At 64.0% G+C, this 21605-nt stretch carries 18 protein-coding genes; 1 reads left to right on the top strand and 17 read right to left on the bottom strand.

Annotation, left to right across the window (positions count from 1 at the left end; genetic code table 11):
• Positions 1-21 precede the first annotated feature (21 nt).
• From J5J06_12475 to J5J06_12395, 17 genes are all read right to left on the bottom strand, one after another.
• Positions 22-3597 carry an FtsX-like permease family protein gene (locus tag J5J06_12475; GenBank protein ID MCO6437899.1) on the bottom strand — a complete coding sequence of 1192 codons (3576 nt, stop codon included), beginning with the start codon at positions 3595-3597 and terminating at the stop codon, positions 22-24.
• A gap of 17 nt (positions 3598-3614) precedes the next feature.
• The gene (locus J5J06_12470; GenBank protein ID MCO6437898.1) at positions 3615-4286 is read right to left on the bottom strand and encodes an ABC transporter ATP-binding protein; all 672 of its coding nucleotides are present in this window, start codon (positions 4284-4286) and stop codon (positions 3615-3617) included.
• Positions 4286-5017 (bottom strand): queuosine precursor transporter, encoded by a 732-nt coding sequence (locus tag J5J06_12465; protein ID MCO6437897.1) that lies wholly within the window; start codon positions 5015-5017, stop codon positions 4286-4288. The genes J5J06_12470 and J5J06_12465 overlap by 1 nt, the downstream gene beginning before the upstream one ends.
• Before the next feature lie 8 nt (positions 5018-5025).
• Positions 5026-5376: a nucleotidyltransferase domain-containing protein gene (locus J5J06_12460; GenBank protein ID MCO6437896.1), complete on the bottom strand. Its 351-nt coding sequence runs from the start codon at positions 5374-5376 to the stop codon at positions 5026-5028.
• Positions 5377-5415: 39 nt separating this feature from the next.
• Positions 5416-5625, bottom strand: a complete 210-nt coding sequence (locus tag J5J06_12455) for a DUF4926 domain-containing protein (GenBank protein ID MCO6437895.1) — start codon at positions 5623-5625, stop codon at positions 5416-5418.
• Between the two features lie 4 nt (positions 5626-5629).
• A complete protein-coding gene (locus J5J06_12450; protein MCO6437894.1) occupies positions 5630-6037 on the bottom strand; it encodes a hypothetical protein in 408 nt (135 codons plus the stop codon).
• 198 nt (positions 6038-6235) lie between these two features.
• Positions 6236-9160: a hypothetical protein gene (locus J5J06_12445; protein MCO6437893.1), complete on the bottom strand. Its 2925-nt coding sequence runs from the start codon at positions 9158-9160 to the stop codon at positions 6236-6238.
• 814 nt (positions 9161-9974) lie between these two features.
• Positions 9975-10604 carry a phosphopantothenoylcysteine decarboxylase gene (locus J5J06_12440; GenBank protein MCO6437892.1) on the bottom strand — a complete coding sequence of 210 codons (630 nt, stop codon included), beginning with the start codon at positions 10602-10604 and terminating at the stop codon, positions 9975-9977.
• A 74-nt stretch (positions 10605-10678) separates the two neighbouring features.
• Complete coding sequence (locus J5J06_12435) at positions 10679-11248, bottom strand: phosphopantothenoylcysteine decarboxylase (GenBank protein ID MCO6437891.1); 570 nt, start codon at positions 11246-11248, stop codon at positions 10679-10681.
• Positions 11249-11267: 19 nt separating this feature from the next.
• Positions 11268-11495, bottom strand: a complete 228-nt coding sequence (locus tag J5J06_12430; protein ID MCO6437890.1) for a DNA-directed RNA polymerase subunit omega — start codon at positions 11493-11495, stop codon at positions 11268-11270.
• Positions 11492-12094: a guanylate kinase gene (gmk, locus tag J5J06_12425; protein ID MCO6437889.1), complete on the bottom strand. Its 603-nt coding sequence runs from the start codon at positions 12092-12094 to the stop codon at positions 11492-11494. The genes J5J06_12430 and gmk overlap by 4 nt, the downstream gene beginning before the upstream one ends.
• On the bottom strand, positions 12084-12968 hold the full coding sequence (locus J5J06_12420) for a YicC family protein (GenBank protein MCO6437888.1): 885 nt from the start codon (positions 12966-12968) through the stop codon (positions 12084-12086). Before J5J06_12420 ends, gmk begins: the two co-directional genes overlap by 11 nt.
• On the bottom strand, positions 12965-13510 hold the full coding sequence (secG, locus tag J5J06_12415; protein ID MCO6437887.1) for a preprotein translocase subunit SecG: 546 nt from the start codon (positions 13508-13510) through the stop codon (positions 12965-12967). The genes J5J06_12420 and secG overlap by 4 nt, the downstream gene beginning before the upstream one ends.
• 49 nt (positions 13511-13559) lie before the next feature.
• Positions 13560-14312 (bottom strand): triose-phosphate isomerase, encoded by a 753-nt coding sequence (locus tag J5J06_12410; protein ID MCO6437886.1) that lies wholly within the window; start codon positions 14310-14312, stop codon positions 13560-13562.
• Between the two features lie 132 nt (positions 14313-14444).
• Complete coding sequence (locus J5J06_12405) at positions 14445-15347, bottom strand: thrombospondin type 3 repeat-containing protein (GenBank protein ID MCO6437885.1); 903 nt, start codon at positions 15345-15347, stop codon at positions 14445-14447.
• A 1630-nt stretch (positions 15348-16977) separates the two neighbouring features.
• A complete protein-coding gene (locus J5J06_12400) occupies positions 16978-18204 on the bottom strand; it encodes a sodium:proton antiporter (protein ID MCO6437884.1) in 1227 nt (408 codons plus the stop codon).
• 199 nt (positions 18205-18403) lie between these two features.
• A complete protein-coding gene (locus tag J5J06_12395; GenBank protein MCO6437883.1) occupies positions 18404-19138 on the bottom strand; it encodes a hypothetical protein in 735 nt (244 codons plus the stop codon).
• 240 nt (positions 19139-19378) lie between these two features.
• Between J5J06_12395 and J5J06_12390 the strand changes: the two genes are divergently transcribed.
• Positions 19379-20998 (top strand): hypothetical protein, encoded by a 1620-nt coding sequence (locus J5J06_12390; protein MCO6437882.1) that lies wholly within the window; start codon positions 19379-19381, stop codon positions 20996-20998.
• The last annotated feature ends 607 nt before the right edge of the window (positions 20999-21605 follow it).

Genomic DNA, 21605 nt, shown 5'->3' with positions numbered 1-21605 from the left:
GCACGACGATGCCCGCATGAGCTATTCCGTGCGCAGCGCCCGCAGGAGCGGGGCACGAAGCGTCGGGCGAAGGGCCAGCGCCCCGGCGCCGATGCCCACGATCAGTACGCCGCCCACGGCCACGAGCAGCGCCGTCCAGTTGATCGAGCCCGGCTGGCGGACCAAGTGCGGAGCGATGGCCAGCATGGCGGGGACAACGCCGGCCGCCAAGCCGGCAATCACCAGTGCAACATTCTCCGCCAGCACGATGATTCCGAGCGACGCGCGCGAGAAACCGAGAGCGCGCATCAGGGCCAGTTCCGACCGCCGCTCCCAGACGTTTCGCAGCAGCACGACGGCCAGCCCGCAGGAGCCCAAGAGCAGGCCCAGCCCGCCCAGCGTCTGGAACGTCGCCAGATACGTGTTCTGCACCGCCAGATAACGGGCCAGCCGATCGCTGCTTTCCGTCGCGTCAAACGCATACGCGGAAAGATCGCGCTCCAGTGCCGTCGAGACTTCCCTGGACCGATCCGGTGGCACATCGATCAGGAAGAACCCGTGGCCGGTGATGTTCGGAAACAGTTGCGTGAATGCCGAGTCCGAGACGACGATCTCGTCTTGCAGCACGCTCTGCGTAAGGAGGGCGACGAAACGCAGACGGCGCGGCTGCCCGCGCCCGTCGGTGACGATGAGATCCTTGCCTAGTCCCGAATGTAATTGCCACATCACCGCCGCCTCGTCGGCGATAGCGGGAATGGCACCATCCTCAAATGTCCGGCGGAGCAGAAGCCACGGATTCGCCCGTTCTTGCTGCGTTTCTGCCAACGTGGACGAGAAGGCGAATCCGCCGCGATTGATGAGCGCATCCCCCGCGCCGACGATCCGCGGCCGTTTCGGCTGGTAGAGGTTCAGGCAGCTCGATTCATCCCCGGGCCGAAGCCGAAGCGGAATGATCTCGGCTCCCGCCAGAAGATTCGAGGTCTCTTCGGAGATATTCAATGACTCGCGTCCCTGCGACGTGCTCAGTGAAAACGGCAGCGGCACGGCCGCCTCCGCCACCAGCGTGAACCCGCCGGTGCCCGATCGGCGGTCCGTCGGATCGCTCGGCGGACGCATCTCAAAGGCCTGGAGCGCGGCGATCAGGAACGTGGCCGTGGCGATGAGTCCGGCGGTGAGTAGACTCCGCCCCCGGTGGCGCGGCGCGTTGCGGGCACCCAGTCGCCAGAGCGCCGCCTGTCCCGGACGATGCACGATGCCGGGGGGGCGATTCAGCCAGATGGCGACCGCAGCCAGACTCGCCGCCAGCAAGGCCGATCCGCTCCCAAAGAACGCGAATGCCTCGGGAAAATCCGTGGAAAACAACGGCGCCACGGCCAGTGCCACAGCGGCGGCACTCCCCGCAACGAGGACTGCCCCCCGAATCCATCCTATCGACGAGCGGCGCGCATCGTGCCCGTGCCCGCCTTCCATGCGCGTTGAGTCGCGCTTTCCCCTTGTGGCATGTATACGCGGAGCCGTCGGTTCCACGTTGCCCGCCAGAAGCGCCCTCGGAGATCGTCGCGTAAGCCCGCGAATCGACCAGGCGAGCGCCGCAACGGCCACGAGCGCGCCGGTTACGCCGCCGATCAACAGCGTGCCGGGTTGCATGTGCAGCCGAAGGAACGTTCCCCCTACCGCGGCCGACCACCATGTATTGAGCCCTGAAAGCATCGCCCAGGCGTAGGCCCCCGCCCCGCAGACGCCCATCGCCGAACCCATCACCGCGACGCTTGCGCCCTCGCCCAACAGCAATCGGGCTACGACACGCGGAGAGCACCCCACCGCCAGCAGCAGTCCGATCTCCCCCGCCCGCCGCTCCACGCCCAAACGAAACAGCAGTGCCATGAGCATGGCCGCGGAGACCACCAGGAAAAAGCTGAACCCGATAAAGAGCATGCCGAAGTCCGTGCTGCCCCGGCTGGCCTTGAGGGCGTCGGCGTGAACAGGAAGGAAACGCAGCCCCATCGCCGACAGATCGACCTCGCGAAGCAGGGCTTCTTCCAGGCGCGCTTCAGACACAATGCCTCCCTGTTGGGCGCGTGTGTCGGTGAATCGAATGGATGTCGAAGCTCCGAAACGCTCGCCGTCGTGGGCCCAAAGTCGCCGCCCCGTCGCGAGCGAAACGAACGCCTTCGGCGCCGCCCGATACTTCTCCCAATAGGCGTCATCCTTGGGGCGGATTTTGCTCAGATCGATGGGAAACGGGGCATTCCACTCGCTCAGGCTGTTGGTGTCGGTGATGCCCTTATAGGCCGGTGTCCAGCCCGAGTCGGCGATCGCATCGCTCATCGGAAGAACGCCTTGCAGGATGAACCTCGCCGACTCCGTCTGCAATGCGCCGAATGCATCGGTAATGTAGTACGTTACGACGACATGATCACCCACTTCGGCGCCGAGATCATCGGCCGCCCATTGGTTCAGAAAGATGTCCCCCTCGCCGAGCTGTGGAGCCAAACTGCCGTTCGCGAGGCGGACGTGGTCTCCCGGAATCGCGGCGGACAGATCCACAGCGGTGATCGTCGAGTATGGAATACTCGTTTCGGTTCCGGCGCCAGCGTTTCCCTCCCTCGATGCGAGGCGAATCTCATTGGCCAGATAAGTCAGGACCGGCACCGCCGGAAAACCCGCCGCCGCGCCCGCACGCATCGCGGCCTCCTCCACCGCCGGATCGATGAGCAGCGCATCGCTCCCCAGAGAGTAATATGCGCGCGTTTCGTCGTGGCGCAGCGTCAAGCCCAAGTCATCGAGCGTCGCCGCGCTACGCAGGGCGTTTTGAAGGAGTGCCAACGTATCGTCACTACCTCCTGTCTCGCCCGGCACGGCATCGGTCACGAGAATTGCGTTGGCGCGCCCCTCCTGTTCGAGCGCCCGTTGCAGTGTCGCCAGTGGTACGAAAGCGTTGCGCGGCGCAACCTGCCGGGCGTCGAGCCCGAATGAAGCGACACCCCTTGCGGGAAGGATCGACTTGACCGTAAGCCGAATGGTCGTGGATCGCTGATCCCGCCGACCCAGCAATGTCTCGGTGGGAACGGGGTCGGCCGAGCCCATTCGCACGAGTACATCGTCACCCACACCCGCTCCCAACGCTTCGGCGAGCGGCTCATTCAGCGCGACTATGCGCCCGGCGAACGCGTCGCCGGCAGGAAAACTGCTGCCGCCCTCGACTGCGGGCACATTTCCCCAGAATCTCGAATCGACGCCGAGAACCTGGACATGATCGACGCGGGCTTGGGTATCGGCCTGGGTTACGCCGCCTCGGGCAAGAATCGCGGGAACGAACCGCAATGAAAGGGGCTCGCTCTCTGCTTCGTGCGCACTATCCTGCTCGGTGCCGCCCGCCTTAGTCGATTCCGCGATCTTCTCCGCCAAGGCCTCCCGAAAGAACCGCGGCGCCACCATGGCTTGGTCCACGCGCCCCAGGCGCCCGAGCATGGTCTCCCGCAGGCTCGCCCGCACCGAGTCGCCCACCAGCAGCGCTCCGGTCAGCGTGGCCGTGCCCACGACAACGCCCAGCAGCAGCGCCGCATGCGACCGCCGGAAGAAGGACAAATTGCGGAGAATGAAGCCGGTTCGGCCCACGGAATCTCCAGGAAGCGTCAGCGATCGGTAAGTGATCCGTCATCCAGCTCGAGCCGGCGTGCGAACCGATCGGCCAGGTCCGCGCTGTGCGTCACCACGATCAGCGTCACGCCGTCGCGCCGGGGCAATTCTCCGAGCAGATCCGCAACGCCGCCCGCCGACGTGCGATCCAGGTTCCCCGTCGGCTCGTCCGCCAGGACCAACGCCGGCTCGTTGATCAGCGCCCGGGCGATGGCCACGCGCTGCCGCTCCCCGCCGGACAACTCGGCCGGTCGATGATCCAGACGTGCCGAAAGCCCCACGCGATCGAGCAGCATCTTCGCGCGATCGAGCCGGTCCGATCCCCCCGTGTCCGCCAGCGTGGGCAGCAGCACGTTTTCCAGTGCCGAGCACTGCGGCAGGAGATGGTGCTCCTGAAAAACAAACCCCACGCGGCGATTGCGAAAGCGGGCCAATGCGGACTCCCCCAGGGCGAAGGGATTCTCGCCGGCGATGGTCACGCTGCCGGAGGTGGGCGGCTCGAGTGTTCCCAGGATGTTGAGCAACGTGCTCTTGCCCGATCCCGACGGACCCATGATCGAAACCGCGTCGCCGGCCTCGAGTGTCAGCGAGATGTCACGAAGGATCTCCAGCTCTCCCGATCGGGTCGGGAAGGACTTCCGCAGCGCCTCGACCTTCAGGCTGTTCATCAGGCAGGTCCCTCCGGAGGATCGGTCCAGTGGGTCTGCGGCACCGCGGTGGCGTCGAAATCCTTCGCCAGGTAGCGGTCGATGATCCCGTGACCCACGTAGATGATTGGTGTGATCAGCACGGCCACCGCGAGCTTGAAGATGTAGTTCCCGGCCGCCAGCGGAAGAAACTGCGTCATGGTGAGCTTCGCCGGCACCACGAAACCGATGTACCCGACCACGAACGTATCTACAAGCTGGCTCACGGCCGTGCTCCCCGTGGCCCGCAGCCAAAGCAGACGATGCCCCGTTCGCGCCTTGACCGCAACGAAAACCAGCACGTCCACGAGCTGGCTGACCAGGAATGCCACCAGTGAGCCGACGATGATCCACATCGACTGTCCGAAGACGGAGCGAAAGGCCTCGTCGCTGACCGGAGAAATGCTCGCCGCCGGCACCTGCATCTCGACATAGAGCATCGCGAACGCGTAGGAAATCATCCCCACGGCCAGGAAGGTGAGCCGTCGAACGCCCGCCTGTCCGAAGTATTCGTTAACCAGATCGGTCGAGATGAAGACCACGGGCCAGGGGATGACACCGATGGAGAGCATCAGCTCGGCCGGCAGCCACGGCACGCCCGGGATCCCCGGAACGGCGAAGAGCTTCCCGCCGGTCAACTCCGCGAGAATCGCGTTGGTGATGAAGAACCCGCCGAGGACGAAGAAGACCAGGTCTCGTCGGTTGCGGGGCATGGCGGGGGTCAGGTGGGCAGGAGATCCAGGGCTTCCGTGTCCAATCGGTCGCGAAGCATCGGGCGGTCCTCACCCATCGCCGCCCATTCCACCGGCGTGCAGACCCAGATGTCCACGGGAACCGGCATATCCACCGCCTCGTAACGCCGCCGCCGATCCACGAGCGACATCCCTTCGGCCGTCTCAGTCACGACGATTACGTCGAGGTCGCTGCCCACGCCCCAATCGCCGCGTGCATAGGAACCGACACAGAAAATTCGCGTCAGGCCCGGGTCGGTTCGAGCGACTTCCGCCGCCCAGAGGCGGGCGGCTGCGAGCACTTCCTCACGCCCCGGCCATTTGAACACGGAAGAATTCAACGATCTGATCGGCATGACCAATTGACGACCGAAGTCGTCTCAAGCAACGAGTGAACGCAGGTTGAGCTTGAGTAGCTGTTTCCCGAGGAGCATCTTCGTGCCCCGGCTTCGTCCAGCTTCATCCAGGATTTCCACCTCGTAGGCGTCCTTCCGTGGATAGCAATGAACAACTGCCCCTACATCACCGCGGTCCACGCCTTGTTGAGGGTCGTCCTCGACAACAGTGACTACGTCGTTCTCTGCCAGCATGAGCCTACTCCGGATAACACGTAACGAGACGGGGAACGTCCTCCCCTGCGTCAACGATCCAGACGGCAATCACAGTCACTTTGCCGACAGCCGAGTCGCGCTCAAGTCGCATGACATACTTCATACCATACGGCGCGCGATCTACCTTCTCCACCTGCTCCTCAGTCGCGGCGCGTTGTAGGAAACTCTGCAACGAGCGCCAGTCGTCGGGTCCGATTCCCAGCAGCCGCCGAAAGCGCTCCGCGTGGTGCCGTCCAACAGGATGCGAAGCGCTCAGGACATAGTCGCGGAGCTTCGACTCCGGGATGACTGCCCTCTCACCGTTTGGCAACATCATCCAGGCGCACTCCAAGGTGCCCGATTCCGACACGAACCAATCCACCGCCGAAGCGGAATTCCGGTTCAGGCTCATCGGGTGATCGGTTTGCCATCGTTCCGGATTGTAATGGAGTTCCGCCCCGCTGCCCAACGCTTTTTCCGCCGACCACCGCCACCCCTTCCTGTTGGTCCCGAAAAAAGCACCCGGCGGGCTGGGAGGTCCCAACCCGCCGGGCACATTGAGTCAATCAGCTTCACTCGAGCTCGGAGAACGGCCGAGCCGTCACATCGCTTAGTAAATCACGATGTCGTTCGTCGTGAAGTTGCCGTAGTCCGTCTGCGACATGCTGATCTTGGCGAGAATACGAATCACGTCGGCCGCCTCGACCACCGTGTTCGTCGTCGCCGTCGAAAGGACTTCGAAGATCACGCACTGGCTGTTGGTTGTGTCGTAGTACGACCCGACCATCGAGGTCGCGGCCGTCAGACCCGTCACCGTCGCCGAGCCGATGGCGGCGTCGAACGTCGTCTGGTCCGTACCGGCGTTGGCCACCGCAGCCGTCAGCTTGATGAACTGCGTCGTACCCACGGCCGTCGCACCGCTCTGGCCGATGCTGGTCACCACGACCGAGCCCGCAGCCGTCGCAGCGAGCGAGCCCGCCGCACCACCAGCCTGGGCAAGACCCGTCGCACCACCCGCGGTGAACGTGTCACCTTCGGAGATACCGACCAGATCGCTGCCGTCCGTCCAATCCGTGACGATGTCCGGGTTGGCGCCGGCCGCGACGCTGTTGTCGAAGCGGAACGTGTCATTGCCGGCCCCACCGGTGAGCAGGTCATTGCCCGCCTGGCCGTTGAGGACGTCGTTGCCCGCACCGCCGGTGATGCTGTCCGCACCGGTCGAGCCGAGCAGCGTATCGTTGCCGCTACCGCCGGTGATGTTGACACCGGAAACCGCAGGCGTGCCGCTCATGGTGAAGTCATCCGTGGCCGTGCTGGCGTTGATCGTGCCCGCCGTAATCACGCCACTGATGGTGAGCGCCTCGGCACCCGCGATATTCAACGTGCCGTTGCCGAACGTCGGCGACATGGTCACCACGCCGGAGAGCGTGTTCACACCGCCGTCGGCCGCAGCGCCGTTGCTGTTCAGGTTCGAGTTGATCGTCAACGTCTCCACACCGCTGGCGACGATGGCGCCAGTACCCTGCGTGTCGTGATCGTTGAGATTGATGGTCAATGCGTCCGTCGTCCCCGAACCGCTGATGCTGTACGTGGCGTCGGCGTTGTTGGCGCTGTCCGCCGTCGAGCCGTAGTTGATCGTCGTGCCCGTCGGAACAGTGATGGTGAAGTCACCGCCGAAGCCGGACGGCAGGTTGATCGTGGCGATCGAACCCCAACGCGAGGCCGTGAAGCTGGCCGCCACCGCATCCGTGCTCGTCAGGGCCTCGAAGTTCGTCACGTTCGTCTGGTTCGACGAAACCGCCAGCGAAGCGCTGGCCAGACCGAACGTGTCCGTACCGTCGCCACCGTTGAACGTATCCGTCGTGGCGTAGGTTCCCGTGTACGTGAACGTATCGTCACCGGTACCGCCGGTGTAGGTCACGTTGCCCGCCGTCTGGTTGGTGAGGTTCGTGTTGCCCGTAGCCATCGAGCAATCCAGCGTCGTCACCGTGTTCGGCAGGGCGTTGGTCACTGTCAGGTTACCGGCACCGGAGCAATTCACCGTGGCCAGCGTCGTACCCGTCGTCTGGGTCAGCGTGGTCAGCGTGTTCGACGTGCCGTTGGAAACGATGTTCAACGTCTCGATGCCGTTGGTCGTGGCGCTGGTAATCGTCACCACGCCCGCGGTGAGACCGTTGAGCGTCAGCGACATGGCATCGGCCGTACCGCTCGTCGCGGCCGTCACGAACGACAGCGACGCACCGACAGCCTGATTGGCCAGGCCCAGGTTCACCACGTTGGCCAGGTTCGTGAACACGAAGGCGTTGGTATTGATGCTGTTGGACAGGTTCACATCCGTCAGACCCGTGATGCCACCGCCCGCAATCGTGGTCGCCGCGGTACCCAGGTCCGTGATCCCGAACGTCTCGATCGCGGCAATCGTCGGCGAAACGGTCGTGCCGGCCGTGAAGTTGAACGTGGCCGTCAACGTATCGGAGCCTGTGCCACCGTTCAGATTATCACCGGTCTGGAGCGACGGGAGGCTCGTTCCCGTGGGGGCGTTGAACAGCAGCGGGGCGCTGAACATGTCCGCGTCGGCCGTTCCGGTCAGCGTGTCCTGACCCAGCGTCAGGTCCAGCGTCTCACCCGGAATCGGCGTGCAGGTGTCGGTGTCCTCGTCGCAGGTCTCGCCCTCATTGCACGGGCTGGTGCCATCGGTGCAGACCATGTCGACGCAGGTCTCGGCACCGTTGCAGAACAGGCCGTCGTCGCAATCCGCGTCGGTCTCGCAGGCGGCATCTTCGCAGAGGCCCGTGGTCTCGTTGCAGGCCTGACCTGCATCGCAGTTGTCCACGTTCAGGCACTCGCCCGTGTCGGGATCGCAGGAATCATCCGTGCAAGCCACGCCGTCGTCGCAGTCGGCTGCCGTATTCACGCAAAGCTGGTCGACGCAGGTGTCATCCGTGCACAGGTCGCCGTCATCGCAGTCGGCGTCCACGTCGCACTCCACCGCCACGCACTCATCCGTCGCCTCGAGGCAGACTTCGTCGGCCATGCACGGGTCCGTTCCCGCCGCGCAGGTGTTGTCCGCGCCGCAGGTCTCTTCGCCGTTGCAGAACAGGCCGTCGTCGCAGTCCGTGTCGTCGAGGCAGTCAACGCACGTTCCATCGTCCGGGTTGCAGACCTGGTCACCGCAGTCAACGGCGGTGTTCACGCACTGCCCGGCGGTGCAAGCGTCATCGGTGCAGAGGTCGCCGTCGTCGCAGTCGGCGTCCGCGTCGCAAACATCGCAGCGATCGTCCGTCTCGTTGCAGGTCTCACCCTCAGCACAGGGCGACTCGCCAGGCGTGCAAACCCCGGCCACGCAGGTTTCCGCGCCATTGCAGAAAGTACCGTCGTCGCAGTCGGCGTCTTCCGTGCACGTCGTCGGCGTCGGAACCGGGCAGCCGGTGGCCAGCACCACCAGGGCCACCGCACAGAAGAGCGTGCCGAACAGGGACACGCCCCGCACACCCGTGCGAAGCCAAGTGTCGCTCAACTTCCTCGAATACAACATGTCGATCCTCCAGTTTTGAGAAGACTGTGGCGTGCGGTTTCGCACACGCTCTTTCCTGTGTCCCACATCAAACGAATATTGTGGGCGCAACCCCACCGTTCGACCTGCCCTCTCCAGCAGCTCGATCGGAGGCGGTTACGTTCCGTTTGCCGCGAATCAATGGTGTCCGTACCACCGAACAATAGCGGTTCCGTATACCGTCCTGATCTCGTGAATCCGCCAACGTCCTTGAGTTGGGGGACTTGAGCGAGCGGCAACGCGCCAACGCCGACCCGCAAGCCTCCCGTAAACGTTGCTGCCCCCGCCTGCGCATGAAGCACGCGGTTGCACGTTCTGCAAGCCTACAGCGGGCGAATTGTAGAGTGCGGAACTGGCAAGTCAATAACCAATCCCACAATCCACACCCGCAGGCCCGTCGCACCTCCCATGCGATCACACACCTATCCCGGTGTATACTCCGCGCGCCAAGTCGCAACGGAACGGCCCCATGCTCATCGGATAGGGGGCTCAAAATCCTTGAACGATAATAGGGGTAACGTGAAGAGCTTACACTCGCTCTGAAAGCCCATTACGAAGGCGTAGGGCACCTCGCACTCTGTCCGAGGAACGCCAGGCTGTTCACAATCAATTGTTTTACAATAGATTAGATACTCACGATCGGCAATCGCGGCGCCCGGGCATTTCCTGCCGACTCGGCGAGCCCCCTCCGTCGCGCAGTTACCCTGCAATGACATCTCCAAGGCAGCCCTCCTTACCGGCCGCGCGACGGTTGAGAACCCGGCCCCGATGCGCTGTCCGGCTGCGCGTGCCCGGCTCACCGGGTACTGACCAGGTCTTCGAGAAGGCTCACGAGCGACTCGGCAATCATGCCCTTCGATCCTTCCAGCGGGAGCGACCATCCGCCCTGGGCACGGAGGACCTCGACCCGGCCCTGGTCTGCGGCAATGTTCTCCGGCGTGTTGAGCACGATCGCGTCGCAGTTCTTGCGGCGCAGTTTCTCCTCGGCGTGGGCCCGGTGGTCGTGATCCTCCAGCGCGAACCCCACAACCACGCGGTGCTCCTTGACCGCCCCGAGACGGGCACAGATATCCGGCGTGGGCTCCAGGGCGAGGGTCAGGCCTCGTTCGTGCTTGGGCAGCTTGCGCGTCTCGCGCTTCGCGGGGCGGTAGTCGCACACGGCGGCAGTCATAACAGCGGCGTGGCACTCCGGGAAAAGTTGCAGGCAAGCTTCGAGCATGTCGACCGCGCTGATCACGCGATGAACGTGAACACCCTCGGGAACCGGGATGTCGACGGGGCCGACGACGAGATGCACGTCGTGTCCCCGCGCGGCCGCGGCCGTGGCGATGGCCACACCCATTCGTCCCGTGGAGGCGTTGGAAAGGAACCGTACGGGATCGATATGCTCGCGCGTCGGACCGGCGGTGATCAGCAAGCGAAGCAATGTAAGATCCGCAGGCATGGCGTACGTGATGGAAAGCTTACGCGGACCGGCGGGCGGCTACGCCGCGCGGCCTATCAGCCCTTCTGATTCGGACGCGGCGGCGCGGACTTCAGCAGCGCAACCGCTGCTTCGAGGATTTCCGCGGGTTCGGCCATGCGCCCCGCGCCCACGGTGCGGCAGGCCAGCCAACCCTCACCCGGACCGACAAAATGAAAACCCAGTTCCTTCAACGTGTGTACGTTTCGCTGGACGACGACGTTACCCCACATGCGAGCGTTCATGGCCGGGGCGATGAGCACGGGTGATGCGGCCGAGACCACGAGTGTCGTAACGATGTCATCGGCGATCCCGGCGGCAATCTTGCCGATCAGGTTGGCCGTGGCGGGGGCCAGCAGGACAAGGCCCGCTTCGTCCGTGCGGCGGATATGCTGCACGTCGGAAGGATCCTCCGGCGTCCACATCGAGGTGAGCACGCGTCGCCCGGAAAGCGCCTGAAACGTGACCGGACCGACGAATTCGCGCGCCGCGGCCGTCATGGCCACGGTCACCCCGGCGCCGCGCTGCACGAGGCGTGATACGACCTCGGCCGTCTTGTACGCGGCGATCCCGCCGGAAACGCCGACGACGACCTCGCGGTCCGCCAGATCAGGTGACACGTTCATGTCACTCATTGGCCGCCGCTTCCAGGTCTTCGGCTTCGACTTCCTCCAGGCAGATTTTGTCCTCGAGGATCTCCTTGACAACCACCTCCATGGGGGTGAGGCCGCGATCGTCCACCATGGGACGCGCGCCCTGGATGAGCTGAAGCCAGCGCCGCTGGATCAGCACCGTCAGCTTGAAGTGCCCGCCCACCTTGTTCACCAACTCCTCGTGTCGCAGTGCCTCGATCATATCGCTTGGTTCTCCCGGATGATCTGGAGGACGCGCCCGATGCTCTCCTCCAGGTCGTCATTCACCACGAAATGGGGATAGCACCCGCTGTCCCGCGCCACGGCGATTTCCCCGTCGGCCTTCTCCAGTCGACGCTGCAACTCCTCGGCCCCTTCGGTCCGCCGCCCTTCCAGTCGCGCCCGCAGCGTCGCCGGATCGGGCGGCAGGATGAAGATGCGGATCGACTCGGGCATCGCCCGGGCCACCTGGATGCCGCCCTGCACGTCGATTTCCAGCACGATGATGTTGCCGGAAGCGACGGCCTCCTCGACCGCGCGGCGCGGCGTGCCGTAGCGCTGCCCGCAGTATTCCGCCCATTCCAGAAACTCGCCCCGCTCGGCGCGGCGGTCGAACTCCGCGGCGTCCACGAAACGATACGTCTTCCCGTCCACGTCGCCCGGACGTGGGCGGCGCGTCGTGACGGACACGCTCCACACTGCGTTGGGAAGGCGCTCCAGCAACGCGTCGCATATCGAGGATTTACCCGTTCCCGACGGACCGCTGATCACCACCAGCCGGCCGCGCTCGTTTCCTCGTGACGAGCCTGTGTCACTCGACATTCTGAACCTGCTCCTTCAGGCGGTCGATCAGTCCCTTCATTTCCACCACGGCCCAGGCGATCTCCGCGTCGGCACTTTTCGATGCGATCGTATTGGCCTCACGCAGAAGCTCCTGCGCCAGAAAATCCAGCGTCCGCCCCACCGGCTCCGGGCGATCACAAAGCTCGCCGAATTGGCCCAGGTGCGACACGAATCGGGTGATCTCCTCGCTGATGTCGCATCGTTCCGCGTAGATGGCGATCTCGCGGGCCAGCGCATCCTGCTGCAATTCGAACCCACCGGCGGCCATGAGCGTGGCAACGCGGCTTTGCAGCCGATCCTTGTATTCGACCACCACCTTGGGAGCCCTTTCCTGGATGAACGCCAGGTGCTCACGAAGGCGGTCGCAGAAATCGACCAGCGCCGACCGGAGCACGGCCCCTTCATCGCGGCGCATGGCCATCAGCGAGTCGCAGGCCTCGTCGGTCAGTTGCTCAACGCGGCGCTGCTGCTCCTGCCGGGTCTCGTCGTCGATCTCGGACGTCTCGCTGACCCCCGGAAGACCGGCCAGTGCGCTCAAGTCGATCGTCGCTTGAATTCCGTAAGGCAGGCGAATGCTTGAAAGCGCGTCCGCGTAGTTCTGGGCGACGTCCAGATTCAGCGGCGGCATGCCCCCGATCCCTTCGGATCGAATTCGCAGCGTGCAGGAAACACTACCGCGACTCAACCGACGGCGAAGCACGCGATCGACCGCGGCCTCGACGAACTGCCATGCGTCCGGCAGCCGGATATTGAGCTTGAGATAACGGTGATTGACGCTTCGGACTTCGACCAGGTAGCTGACGCCGTCCGCCACACACGAGGCCGATCCGTATCCCGTCATCGACAGAATCATGGAGCGGTGCCGCCCTCCGGCTTCTTGGGCTCTTCCTGCGGCGCGGGTGTGCCGGCGCTGTCCTTGGGCGTCTCCTCTGCCGGCGCCGACCCCGAAGCGGCCGGGGTCTTCTGCTCAGCAGGCGGGGCCTTGCCCGCATCGGTGGTTACGTTCAGCACGCCTTCCATGCCCGGCGGCATCTCAATGTTGCCGTTCTCATTGACCGTAATCGGAACGGTCATCGGCGCCGGCGTTGGCGATTGTGCCGGTTGCTCCGGAGCGGGCGCTGTCGCGGCGGCCTCGCGCCCTCGGGTCGGATCAAACGCGAAGTTCGACACCACCGAAAGCAGCAGGACGATCGAGGCCAGCACGACCGTCACCCAGGTGAACATGTCGCCTGTCTTGGAGCCGAACGCTCCGCCGCCTCCACCGCCGAGCGCCCCGGCCAGACCCTCGCCACGTCCCTTCTGAAGCAGGATGACGACCATCAGCAACACGCAGGAGGTGATGATCAACCCGGCCAGAAACCACTGTGTCCACGTCATTTCCGCAAGAATCAACATGCCTCGTCCTCGTTGTGAAATACCCGCCAGATGGCGGGTCCGGCGCGCATCACGGCCGCGCTGCGGATATGATAGCGAGAAAGTCGGCGGCTACCAGACAGGCGCCCCCAACCAGCGCCCCGTCAATGTCCGGCTGCGAAAGGAGATCCGCAGCATTCCCTGGTTTAACACTTCCGCCGTAAAGGATGCGAATTTTATCCGCTCCAGCCGCCCCGTAAACCCCCGCCAGATGCGGGCGGATAAACGCGTGAACGTCCTGGGCCTGGGACGGCGTGGCGTTTTTGCCTGTTCCGATGGCCCAGACCGGCTCGTAGGCAATGGTGAGCCGCTCGATCGGCACGTCCTTGGCAACAACCTCTTCCAACTGGCGGTGGATCACGCCGTTGGTCTGCTCCGCCTCGCGCTCCTCCAGCGTCTCGCCGACGCAGTAAATGACGTTCAGTCCACCACTTACGGCCGCCCGGACCTTTTTGGCCAGGCGATGTCCGCTTTCACCGAAGACATGCCGGCGCTCGCTGTGTCCGATAATCACGTACTTGCACCCTGCGTCCACGAGCATGGAAACAGAAACTTCACCCGTGAACGCCCCCTGCGGCTCCTCATGAACGTTCTGGGCACCGAGAAGAATGGGCGATCCCGAAACCGCCTCGCCCACCGGCAAGAGATACGGAAACGGCGGACAGAGAAGCACGTCCACGCCGCGAACATCTTGCAGCCCCTCCCGGATCGCTCCGGAAAGCTCCTGCGCTTCGCGGAGCGTCTTGTGCATCTTCCAGTTGCCGGCAATAAGCGGAGTTCGCATGGAGATTCCTCCGGAAAACGCAGCACCGAACGGGCGCAGGCCTGCCACAGCCGTCGCAAGCTACCCGTTTGTTCGGCGCGCGGCAATCGCGCGAACGCGGAGGAATCCGTCTGATTCGAAAGGACCAGCCTGTCAGATCGGTCTTCGTCGCGCCAGGGCCAGCGTCGTCAGCCCCAGCCCCAGGAACGCCCATCCGATCATGCCCATGCTCCCGCACATGAAGGGGAAGGGCAGCCGTCCAATGCCCTGCGGGCAGCCCGCGGCGTTCACGCTCGTTCCCGCCGGCGTATCCGGACAGGCATCCTCGGCGTCGGCGACACCGTCCCCGTCGGAATCCGCGGGAAGCGGGCACCCGACTTCGTCAACGGCGGTATTGGCGGGGGTGTCCGGGCAGTCGTCCATCTCGTCGGACACACCGTCGCCGTCGGCGTCAAGCACCTGCGGCGGCTCCGGTTCGAGCGGACAGCCGACTTCGTCCACCGCTTCACCGGCCGGCGTATCGGGACAGGCGTCCGCGTCGTCACTCACGCCGTCGCCGTCGGCGTCGGGAAGGGGCTGAGGCGGCTCAGGTTCGACCGGACAGCCGGCGGCATCGACGAGGACGCCAGCGGCCGTACCCGGACACTGATCGGTGCAGTTTGCGATGCCGTCGCCGTCGGTGTCGGTATCGGCCACGCCGCACCCGCAAATCCCGGGGAGGTTTTTTCCCGCATCATCGGGACATTCGTCGCACGCATCGCCGAAGCCGTCGCCGTCGGCATCAAGCTGCTCGGGATTGAAGACCCGAGGGCAATTGTCCGTCGCGGAACACACACCGTCGGCCTCCGGATCCAGGCAGATGCCGGGACACCCCGTAGGAGACAAGGCAGTAACCGTCGGACAAAGATCATTACAGTCGGGGATTCGGTCGCCGTCAGAATCAGGCAGTTCCACGGTGATCTTCTGGCGGCAGAAGCTCTTGTTGCCGAAGATGTCCTTCGCGGTGTGAACGACTTCGGTCGTACCGGCGGGGAAGCTCCGCTTCTGAGGCGACATGACTGTAAATTCAGAACAGTCAGCAACCTCCGGCGAGCCGGGATCGACCACCGCCTGGGAATCGCTTTCGCAGTCCACGGTGATGTCATCCGGGCAGGTAATGAAGGGCGGATCACAGTCTTCGACGGTCACCGTCCCCGTGCACGTGTCCGACGCCAGATCGGGGTCCGTGGCCACCAGCGTCACGAGGCGCTCGCCGATGCCGTACGGACCGGGGGGATCCTGCACGATCATGACCGTATCGCCATCGGGATCGACCGTGCCGTGGTCGATGCTGGGACTCGCGACGCAGGTCACGGGACTGGCGCAAACCACCCGATCCCGACACAGGGCCTGCGGCGGGTTGTTGGTTACGGGAACGAGAACGTCGGTGCCCGGCTCGCGATATCCCACGGTGTTTACAATGGTCGTGCAGTCGTAGACGCCGGCGTCGATCGGCAAGATGCTCGCCTCGATCGACACGCAATCGAATGTACCGATGAGATCCCCGCTCGGATTGATGACTTGGGCCGTCGCGAACCCGACGATCTCGCCGACTCCTTCGACAAACGCAATGGACTCGCCCTTGAAATCGTCATAGGAGAGATAGAGGCCCGAGCATGCGGCGAGACTGACGGTAACGTTTGTCGCCCCGCCCAGGCACGTCGTGTAGTAGCACCCGTAGTCCCCGTACGGACCGTAGACGGTTCCCGTTTCCAGCGTTTCACCGAGCCCCACGGCCGCGGCGCCACTCGTTCCATACGACTGGGCATTTCCCAGGTTCATTGCCGTTTCGTGAAGGTCCTTGCTGTATAACTTGAGGCAGTCTTCATCCGAATAGAGGTTATCATTTTCTGCGGGGAAGCACTGGAAAATGAACGGCCAGCAGGTCAATCCGTCTTCGCAGCGATTGAAGATGGGGTCGCAGCCCTCGCCGATTTTCCGGTAGGGGCGGCAGATGCTCTGACAGTCCCGCTCGCAGTTTAGCATGCAACCGCTGCAATCGAGCATGCAGCCGTTTTCGCAGTCATCGCGAGCATTGTCACAGGACCGCTGACAGGCGTTGCAGTCCGCGCGGCAATCGCTGCAATTGCACGTGCCCAGGAAGCAGCACACGTCGCAACCGGCATTGCACGCATCGCAGCCCAGATCGCACGTGCCGAAAGCCGCCTGGCATCCCAGCCAGCACGTTCCGCCGGCAAAGTCGCAGAGTCCGCCGCAAACGGCGCCCGTTGCCGTGCAACCGGCCTTGCAGACGTCGATCTCGAGCTGGTTTTGGCACTCTTGGGCGAACGCTGCGCCGGCGAGCGTTACGACGATCGCCGCCGACAGAATGGTCGGAGCGTACAGGTGTGTGGGGTGGCTTCTCACGATGTTCTCTCCCAATGGTCGGCGACCGGCCGTCGCCGACAGGCAAGCAGGCCGTGCGCAGAATGTCAACGAGGCGAACGCTTTCCGCGTTTCCGTGAAGAATCAGACGGGTTGGTTTAGACAGCTCCCGGCCCGACAGGCCCCGATTCTAGCGGAGAATACGACCGATACCAACCACCCTTTCGGGCAGTCGCTCTGGGGCCGTAGCCGAACCACCGTCGCGAAAGGCCGATAATCTGTTTCCGCAGGCGAAACCACTCCACGAACGGGTCTGCATCGCTCAAGCCGCCGTGCGAAGGAGCTTCTTGATAAACCAGATAAACACGCCGGTCAGGAGCAGATTCACCGCCAGTGACAGCATGGCGACGACCACAACGGGACCGCCGATGCCGTAGGAAAGGGACAGGACGAGGACTCCGGCACCGACCTCGCCGCGAGGCCACATGCCGATGGCGACCGCCAGGCGCTCCCGAAGCGACGCCTCGCGCCGGTAGCACAGAACACAGAACATCTTCCCCAGGTTGGCAATCACGGTGATGAGCAGCACGTGCAGGGCGATTTGCGCGGCGCTCATCGCCGGCGTGGCTGTTGTGAGGGCACTGGCCGAGACGGAGGCCTTCGCCTCCGAGGACGCGCTGCCCAGGAACAGCGGCATGGAAAGCCCCACCAGAACCATGAACACCGCGGAGATGATGGTCGAGACCTTCTGCTCCTCGGGTGATTCAGGACCTTCCTGGTGGCCCTCGCGGCTGTCATCGGCGTGCGGATCCTGCCCCTTGGGATGAGCCATGATGCAGCCCAACACGAAGGCGGGCAGCAATACCTCGATGTGGATGGGCACCGTATCGTCGAAGAATTTGCTGAAGCGATAGATGATCTCCGAAGCACCGGCGATTGCCGCCGAATACCCCAGCACCCAGGGCCAGGAGACGGGCATGCGAACCCGGTGGAGCCAGCGGAATCCGATCCAGAGCAGCACGCCCATGATCAGGATGATCACGCCAAGCTGCCAGCGCGGACCGACCATAGCCATCTTCAGCGGAATCATCAGCAGAACGGTGTCCAGGTCGTCGAAGATGGCCAGTATCCGCGCCTTGCGAAACACCCAGGTGGCGCTGAGTCCGGCGGCCGCCAGCATGCTGAAGAGCACGCCGGCCGAGGTCGGTGCCGCAAACCGCGACGCCAGCAGCGATTCCTTCCAGATGGGCCAGGAGGACCAGATCTCGCTCGGCAGCATGACGAAGATGAAGTAAAGGCAGCAGAAGACCCACGGAAACGCCGCCGCCGTCGCCGCGACGACGTAATCCCACCCGTATTGGCGCAGTCGGGACTTGTCGATCTCGAACTCGTACCCGACGTGAATCATGATGAATGACAGCCCGACCATCGTCAGGAATCGGATGGCATCCTGGAGAGGTTTGTAGGCGTCGCCAACCAGCGAGGGAAGCAACTGCGATCCCGCCAGGCCGAGAACCAGAAGAATCGAGAAAACAAGGACTTTTTTCATGGAACGCTTTGAGGGTGGACATCGCCCGGCCGGCGAGGGCGGCGGCCCTGTCGTCGCGGGCGATGAGCGCCTCGGTCAATCCATTCGATGCAGGGAAGCCCCGGCGTGACCGTTTCGCCGTGGGCGGGGGATAGTATGGATGACTTCGCCGGGCGGCAACACATTTCGGCGTCTGTCCGGAAATCTGTCCGCGGAAGCCCTAGTGCGGCGCTGAGGCAACTTGGTCAAAGGCACGAACGTGTAAGTCGTCGAACGAGGTGGCCGCGTCGGCCTTGGTCCACAGACCGATTCGTCCCGCATCCGGCAAGGCACGGTCGTCCGCGATCAGCCGGCGCTTGCCGTCCAGCGTGCACTCGATTCGGCTGCCGCGCATGGTCACGCCGAGCGTGTACCATCGTCCCGCCTCGAGCATCGTGTTGACCGACCCGAGCTCCTTCCGCTGCCCGCCGACCACCTTGTAGACGCGGTAGTTGTTTTCCAACGGGTTGATGCGGGCGATGTAGTAATTGTTGGCGTCCTTGCATCGCCAGATGGGGCCGCCGCCCTGGTCAATCTCTCCCCTGACCGCCTTGACCTTTACGGAGAGCTCGAGGTTCTTAAAGGACGTATCGTTGGCGATCGCCAGATTGAATGTCGGACTCTCGCTGTTCGTTTCCAGAAGAGACAGGACCTGCTTACCCGACGCCGCGGCCGGATCGACCGCGACCTCCCACCGGGCCAGGTCGCGCGTCGGACGCGTCTCGGCCACGACCCAGTGCGGGGGAAGCTTGCCCGGCGCGAGATCGTCGAAGCTCCATTGCATCGCCGCCGATGACCCCGGCCGGCTTTCAGCCGCGGAGTACGCTCCGCTGGTTGTCCGCTGCCCGGAATGTGTGCAACCGGCTCCCATCGCTGCGATTGCCATCAGAGTGATGCCTGCCGGGGATCGCTTCATGATCTGCACAACCTCCAACGGAAACCGGCGCGGCGCGGACCTTCGCCCCGCCCCGTGTGCTCGGGCGGCAGATTCCGCCCCTGGGCGATGGTTGTCAAGCCGAGCCCCTTCCGCAAGTCGATTGGGTTAGACGTCTTAACGGATATCCTTGATGCCGCACCGCGCGCCTGACGATAGGACATTCAGAAGTGGGCGAAGCTTCTGCCGTGAGGACCTTGGGGCAAGAAATCGAGGGAGACCATGCGAAACACGATAAAGCGATACGGTTCCGCGGGGCTGGCTGTCGCGGTGGCGCTCTGGGCGGCGTGCTCGACCACGCCGTCGACCGACGGCGACCCGGATGACCAGGGCGCGCCCGAAGGCGAACTCACCTTTCCGACCGACGGCTCGGCCCTGCTGGTCGTCGACGAGGTCGGCGGCGACGCGACCATGACGCTCAAGGGCACCGACGACGGGACCACGGCCACATTCACGGAATGGGACATCAACTCGGACGAGCACATCGTCGTTGCGTTCGACGAGCAAGGCCGGCCTGCGACCGTCACCAAGGACACCCTCGTCGTTACGTTCAGCTACAATGCCGACGACACAATCAACTTCGTCGCCACCCTGGGTGGAGTCGAATTCGCCTCCGGAGTGGACATCTCCCTGGACGACATCGATCTGGACGCGGCGCTTGCAGATCTCTCCAATGCCAAATCCATGCTCCGCGCCCAGCGAATGAGCGGCTCCGTGGATTTCTGGATTCGCAAATTCACGCAGGGGGCGATGAAGGACCTCGGCGTGCCGGAGACGCGGCGGACCGATGAATACGTCGTGCAGCACCCGTTGTATGCCTGCATGACCGCCAGCACGGAAGCCCAGGAACTCGCCGCGACAATGAATGCCTGGTTATTCCTCGGCGTCAGTGTCTATTCAGCCGATTGCGACAAATGGCCCAGTTCTTCATCGCAGCGGCGGCGATGTGAGTCTGCGCAAATTGCGGCGCTGCGCCTCAGCACGCTCATGATCGCCGGTGGCGAGGGATTGGGGCTGGAGCTATTCGAACGCGACGCTGCCTGTCAGCATGAATGCGTCAATGACTTCGAATGCGACGAAGGCTGGTGCGAGCGCTTCCGCTGCATGACGGAAGAGCCGGACAATTCGAACACCAACGACAATGCAAATGACAATTCCAATGACAACACCAACGACAACAGCAATCCGCCGGAGAATCAGCCGCCGCGGATCACCGAGTTCACGGCCGTGCCCGACACATGCCCCGACTGCTTCACCCAGCGCGGACAGGGCGTAGGCGGCGTGGTGCTGACCTGCAAAGCAGTCGATGTCGATACGCCGAGCCTGGTGTTTCAGATTCGCGCCGTCGGCCCGCGACAGCGCGTTCCCGCGAAGATGCTGCCCGCTGCACAGGTTCAGGGCGAGCAGATGGTGGAGATCACGCGGCTGCTCCCCGGTATCGGCGAGTACACCTTCGAGTGCGAGGTCTTCGAGAGCAACTCCTCGGTCTCCGTGCTGTCCGATCCGGTAACCGTTTCCGTCTTCCCCAGTGCCCCCATGGCCGGAGACTGGGACTTCAACTATCAGGATTGCACGACGCGCGAGAGCAAGGGATGGGACAGCCTCATCCTCTACGCGAGCGGTGAGTACGGCATCGGCGTTGCGGGCGAACGCGGCACGTGGACGCTCGATGGCGGCCAATTCGAGGCCGATCGCGACCCCGGCTTCTTCCGCGCCTCCGTGGACGAGAACAACACGCACATGATCGGCGAGGTTATCAGCAGCACGGGCAACACGACGAACTGCTTCGAAGCCTGGCGCGGATGCGTCGTGCGCGAAGGCGAGACCTGCGAGCTCGACTAGATTTCACGATTGAATCGACATCGCGGTTCTCGCATAATGGACTTGCCGGAGAATTGGCCCTTCAAGCAGGGGGAAGAGGCATGAGAAACTCCATCATCGCGGGGCGCAGCCTTGCGCTTGTGGTTCTGTGTCTGGCGAACACGGCGACATTCGCACAGACGACCAACGAAATCACGTCCGTCAGTCCGAACTCCGCAGGGCAGGGTACGACCAATCTCGTCGTGACGTTCAACCTGGATACCGACGCGCCACCGGCACCACCGGCCGGCGTCCTGCCCGACAGTGTGACCATTGGCAGCCTTGGCGGAACCTCCGTAACCCACGACAGTCAATACGTCGTCACGGCCGTGTTCAGTATCCCCCCAGGCGAGCCGGCGGGATCCAAAGACGCCGCCGTCTCCTTCACCACGCCCAACGGTTCGCTCGTATTCTCTCTCGTCGGCGGATTCACCGTCACGGCGGTCTCCGACATTCCGCCCAGCATCATCCAGCATCCGCAATCCCTCACCGTAGCGCCGGACGGCTTCGCATCATTCAGCGTCGTGGCATCGGGAACCGAGCCGCTTGATTACCAGTGGCAGAAGAACGGCACGGACATCTCGGGCGC

The organism is Phycisphaerae bacterium (genome assembly GCA_024102815.1).
In the GTDB taxonomy this organism is placed as follows: Bacteria; Planctomycetota; Phycisphaerae; order UBA1845; family UBA1845; genus JAGFJJ01.
This window is presented reverse-complemented; position numbering and strand designations above follow the sequence as displayed.

Coding starts and splice junctions, on each gene's coding strand:
- J5J06_12470 (MCO6437898.1), bottom strand. CDS start 4,286: ATGAACAGCCTGAAGGTCGAGGCGCTGCGGAAGTCCTTCCCGACCCGA.
- J5J06_12465 (MCO6437897.1), bottom strand. CDS start 5,017: ATGCCCCGCAACCGACGAGACCTGGTCTTCTTCGTCCTCGGCGGGTTC.
- J5J06_12455 (MCO6437895.1), bottom strand. CDS start 5,625: ATGCTGGCAGAGAACGACGTAGTCACTGTTGTCGAGGACGACCCTCAA.
- J5J06_12450 (MCO6437894.1), bottom strand. CDS start 6,037: ATGAGCCTGAACCGGAATTCCGCTTCGGCGGTGGATTGGTTCGTGTCG.
- J5J06_12445 (MCO6437893.1), bottom strand. CDS start 9,160: ATGTTGTATTCGAGGAAGTTGAGCGACACTTGGCTTCGCACGGGTGTG.
- J5J06_12430 (MCO6437890.1), bottom strand. CDS start 11,495: ATGATCGAGGCACTGCGACACGAGGAGTTGGTGAACAAGGTGGGCGGG.
- gmk (MCO6437889.1), bottom strand. CDS start 12,094: ATGTCGAGTGACACAGGCTCGTCACGAGGAAACGAGCGCGGCCGGCTG.
- J5J06_12420 (MCO6437888.1), bottom strand. CDS start 12,968: ATGATTCTGTCGATGACGGGATACGGATCGGCCTCGTGTGTGGCGGAC.
- secG (MCO6437887.1), bottom strand. CDS start 13,510: ATGTTGATTCTTGCGGAAATGACGTGGACACAGTGGTTTCTGGCCGGG.
- J5J06_12410 (MCO6437886.1), bottom strand. CDS start 14,312: ATGCGAACTCCGCTTATTGCCGGCAACTGGAAGATGCACAAGACGCTC.
- J5J06_12405 (MCO6437885.1), bottom strand. CDS start 15,347: ATGTCGCCTCAGAAGCGGAGCTTCCCCGCCGGTACGACCGAAGTCGTT.
- J5J06_12400 (MCO6437884.1), bottom strand. CDS start 18,204: ATGAAAAAAGTCCTTGTTTTCTCGATTCTTCTGGTTCTCGGCCTGGCG.
- J5J06_12395 (MCO6437883.1), bottom strand. CDS start 19,138: ATGAAGCGATCCCCGGCAGGCATCACTCTGATGGCAATCGCAGCGATG.
- J5J06_12390 (MCO6437882.1), top strand. CDS start 19,379: ATGCGAAACACGATAAAGCGATACGGTTCCGCGGGGCTGGCTGTCGCG.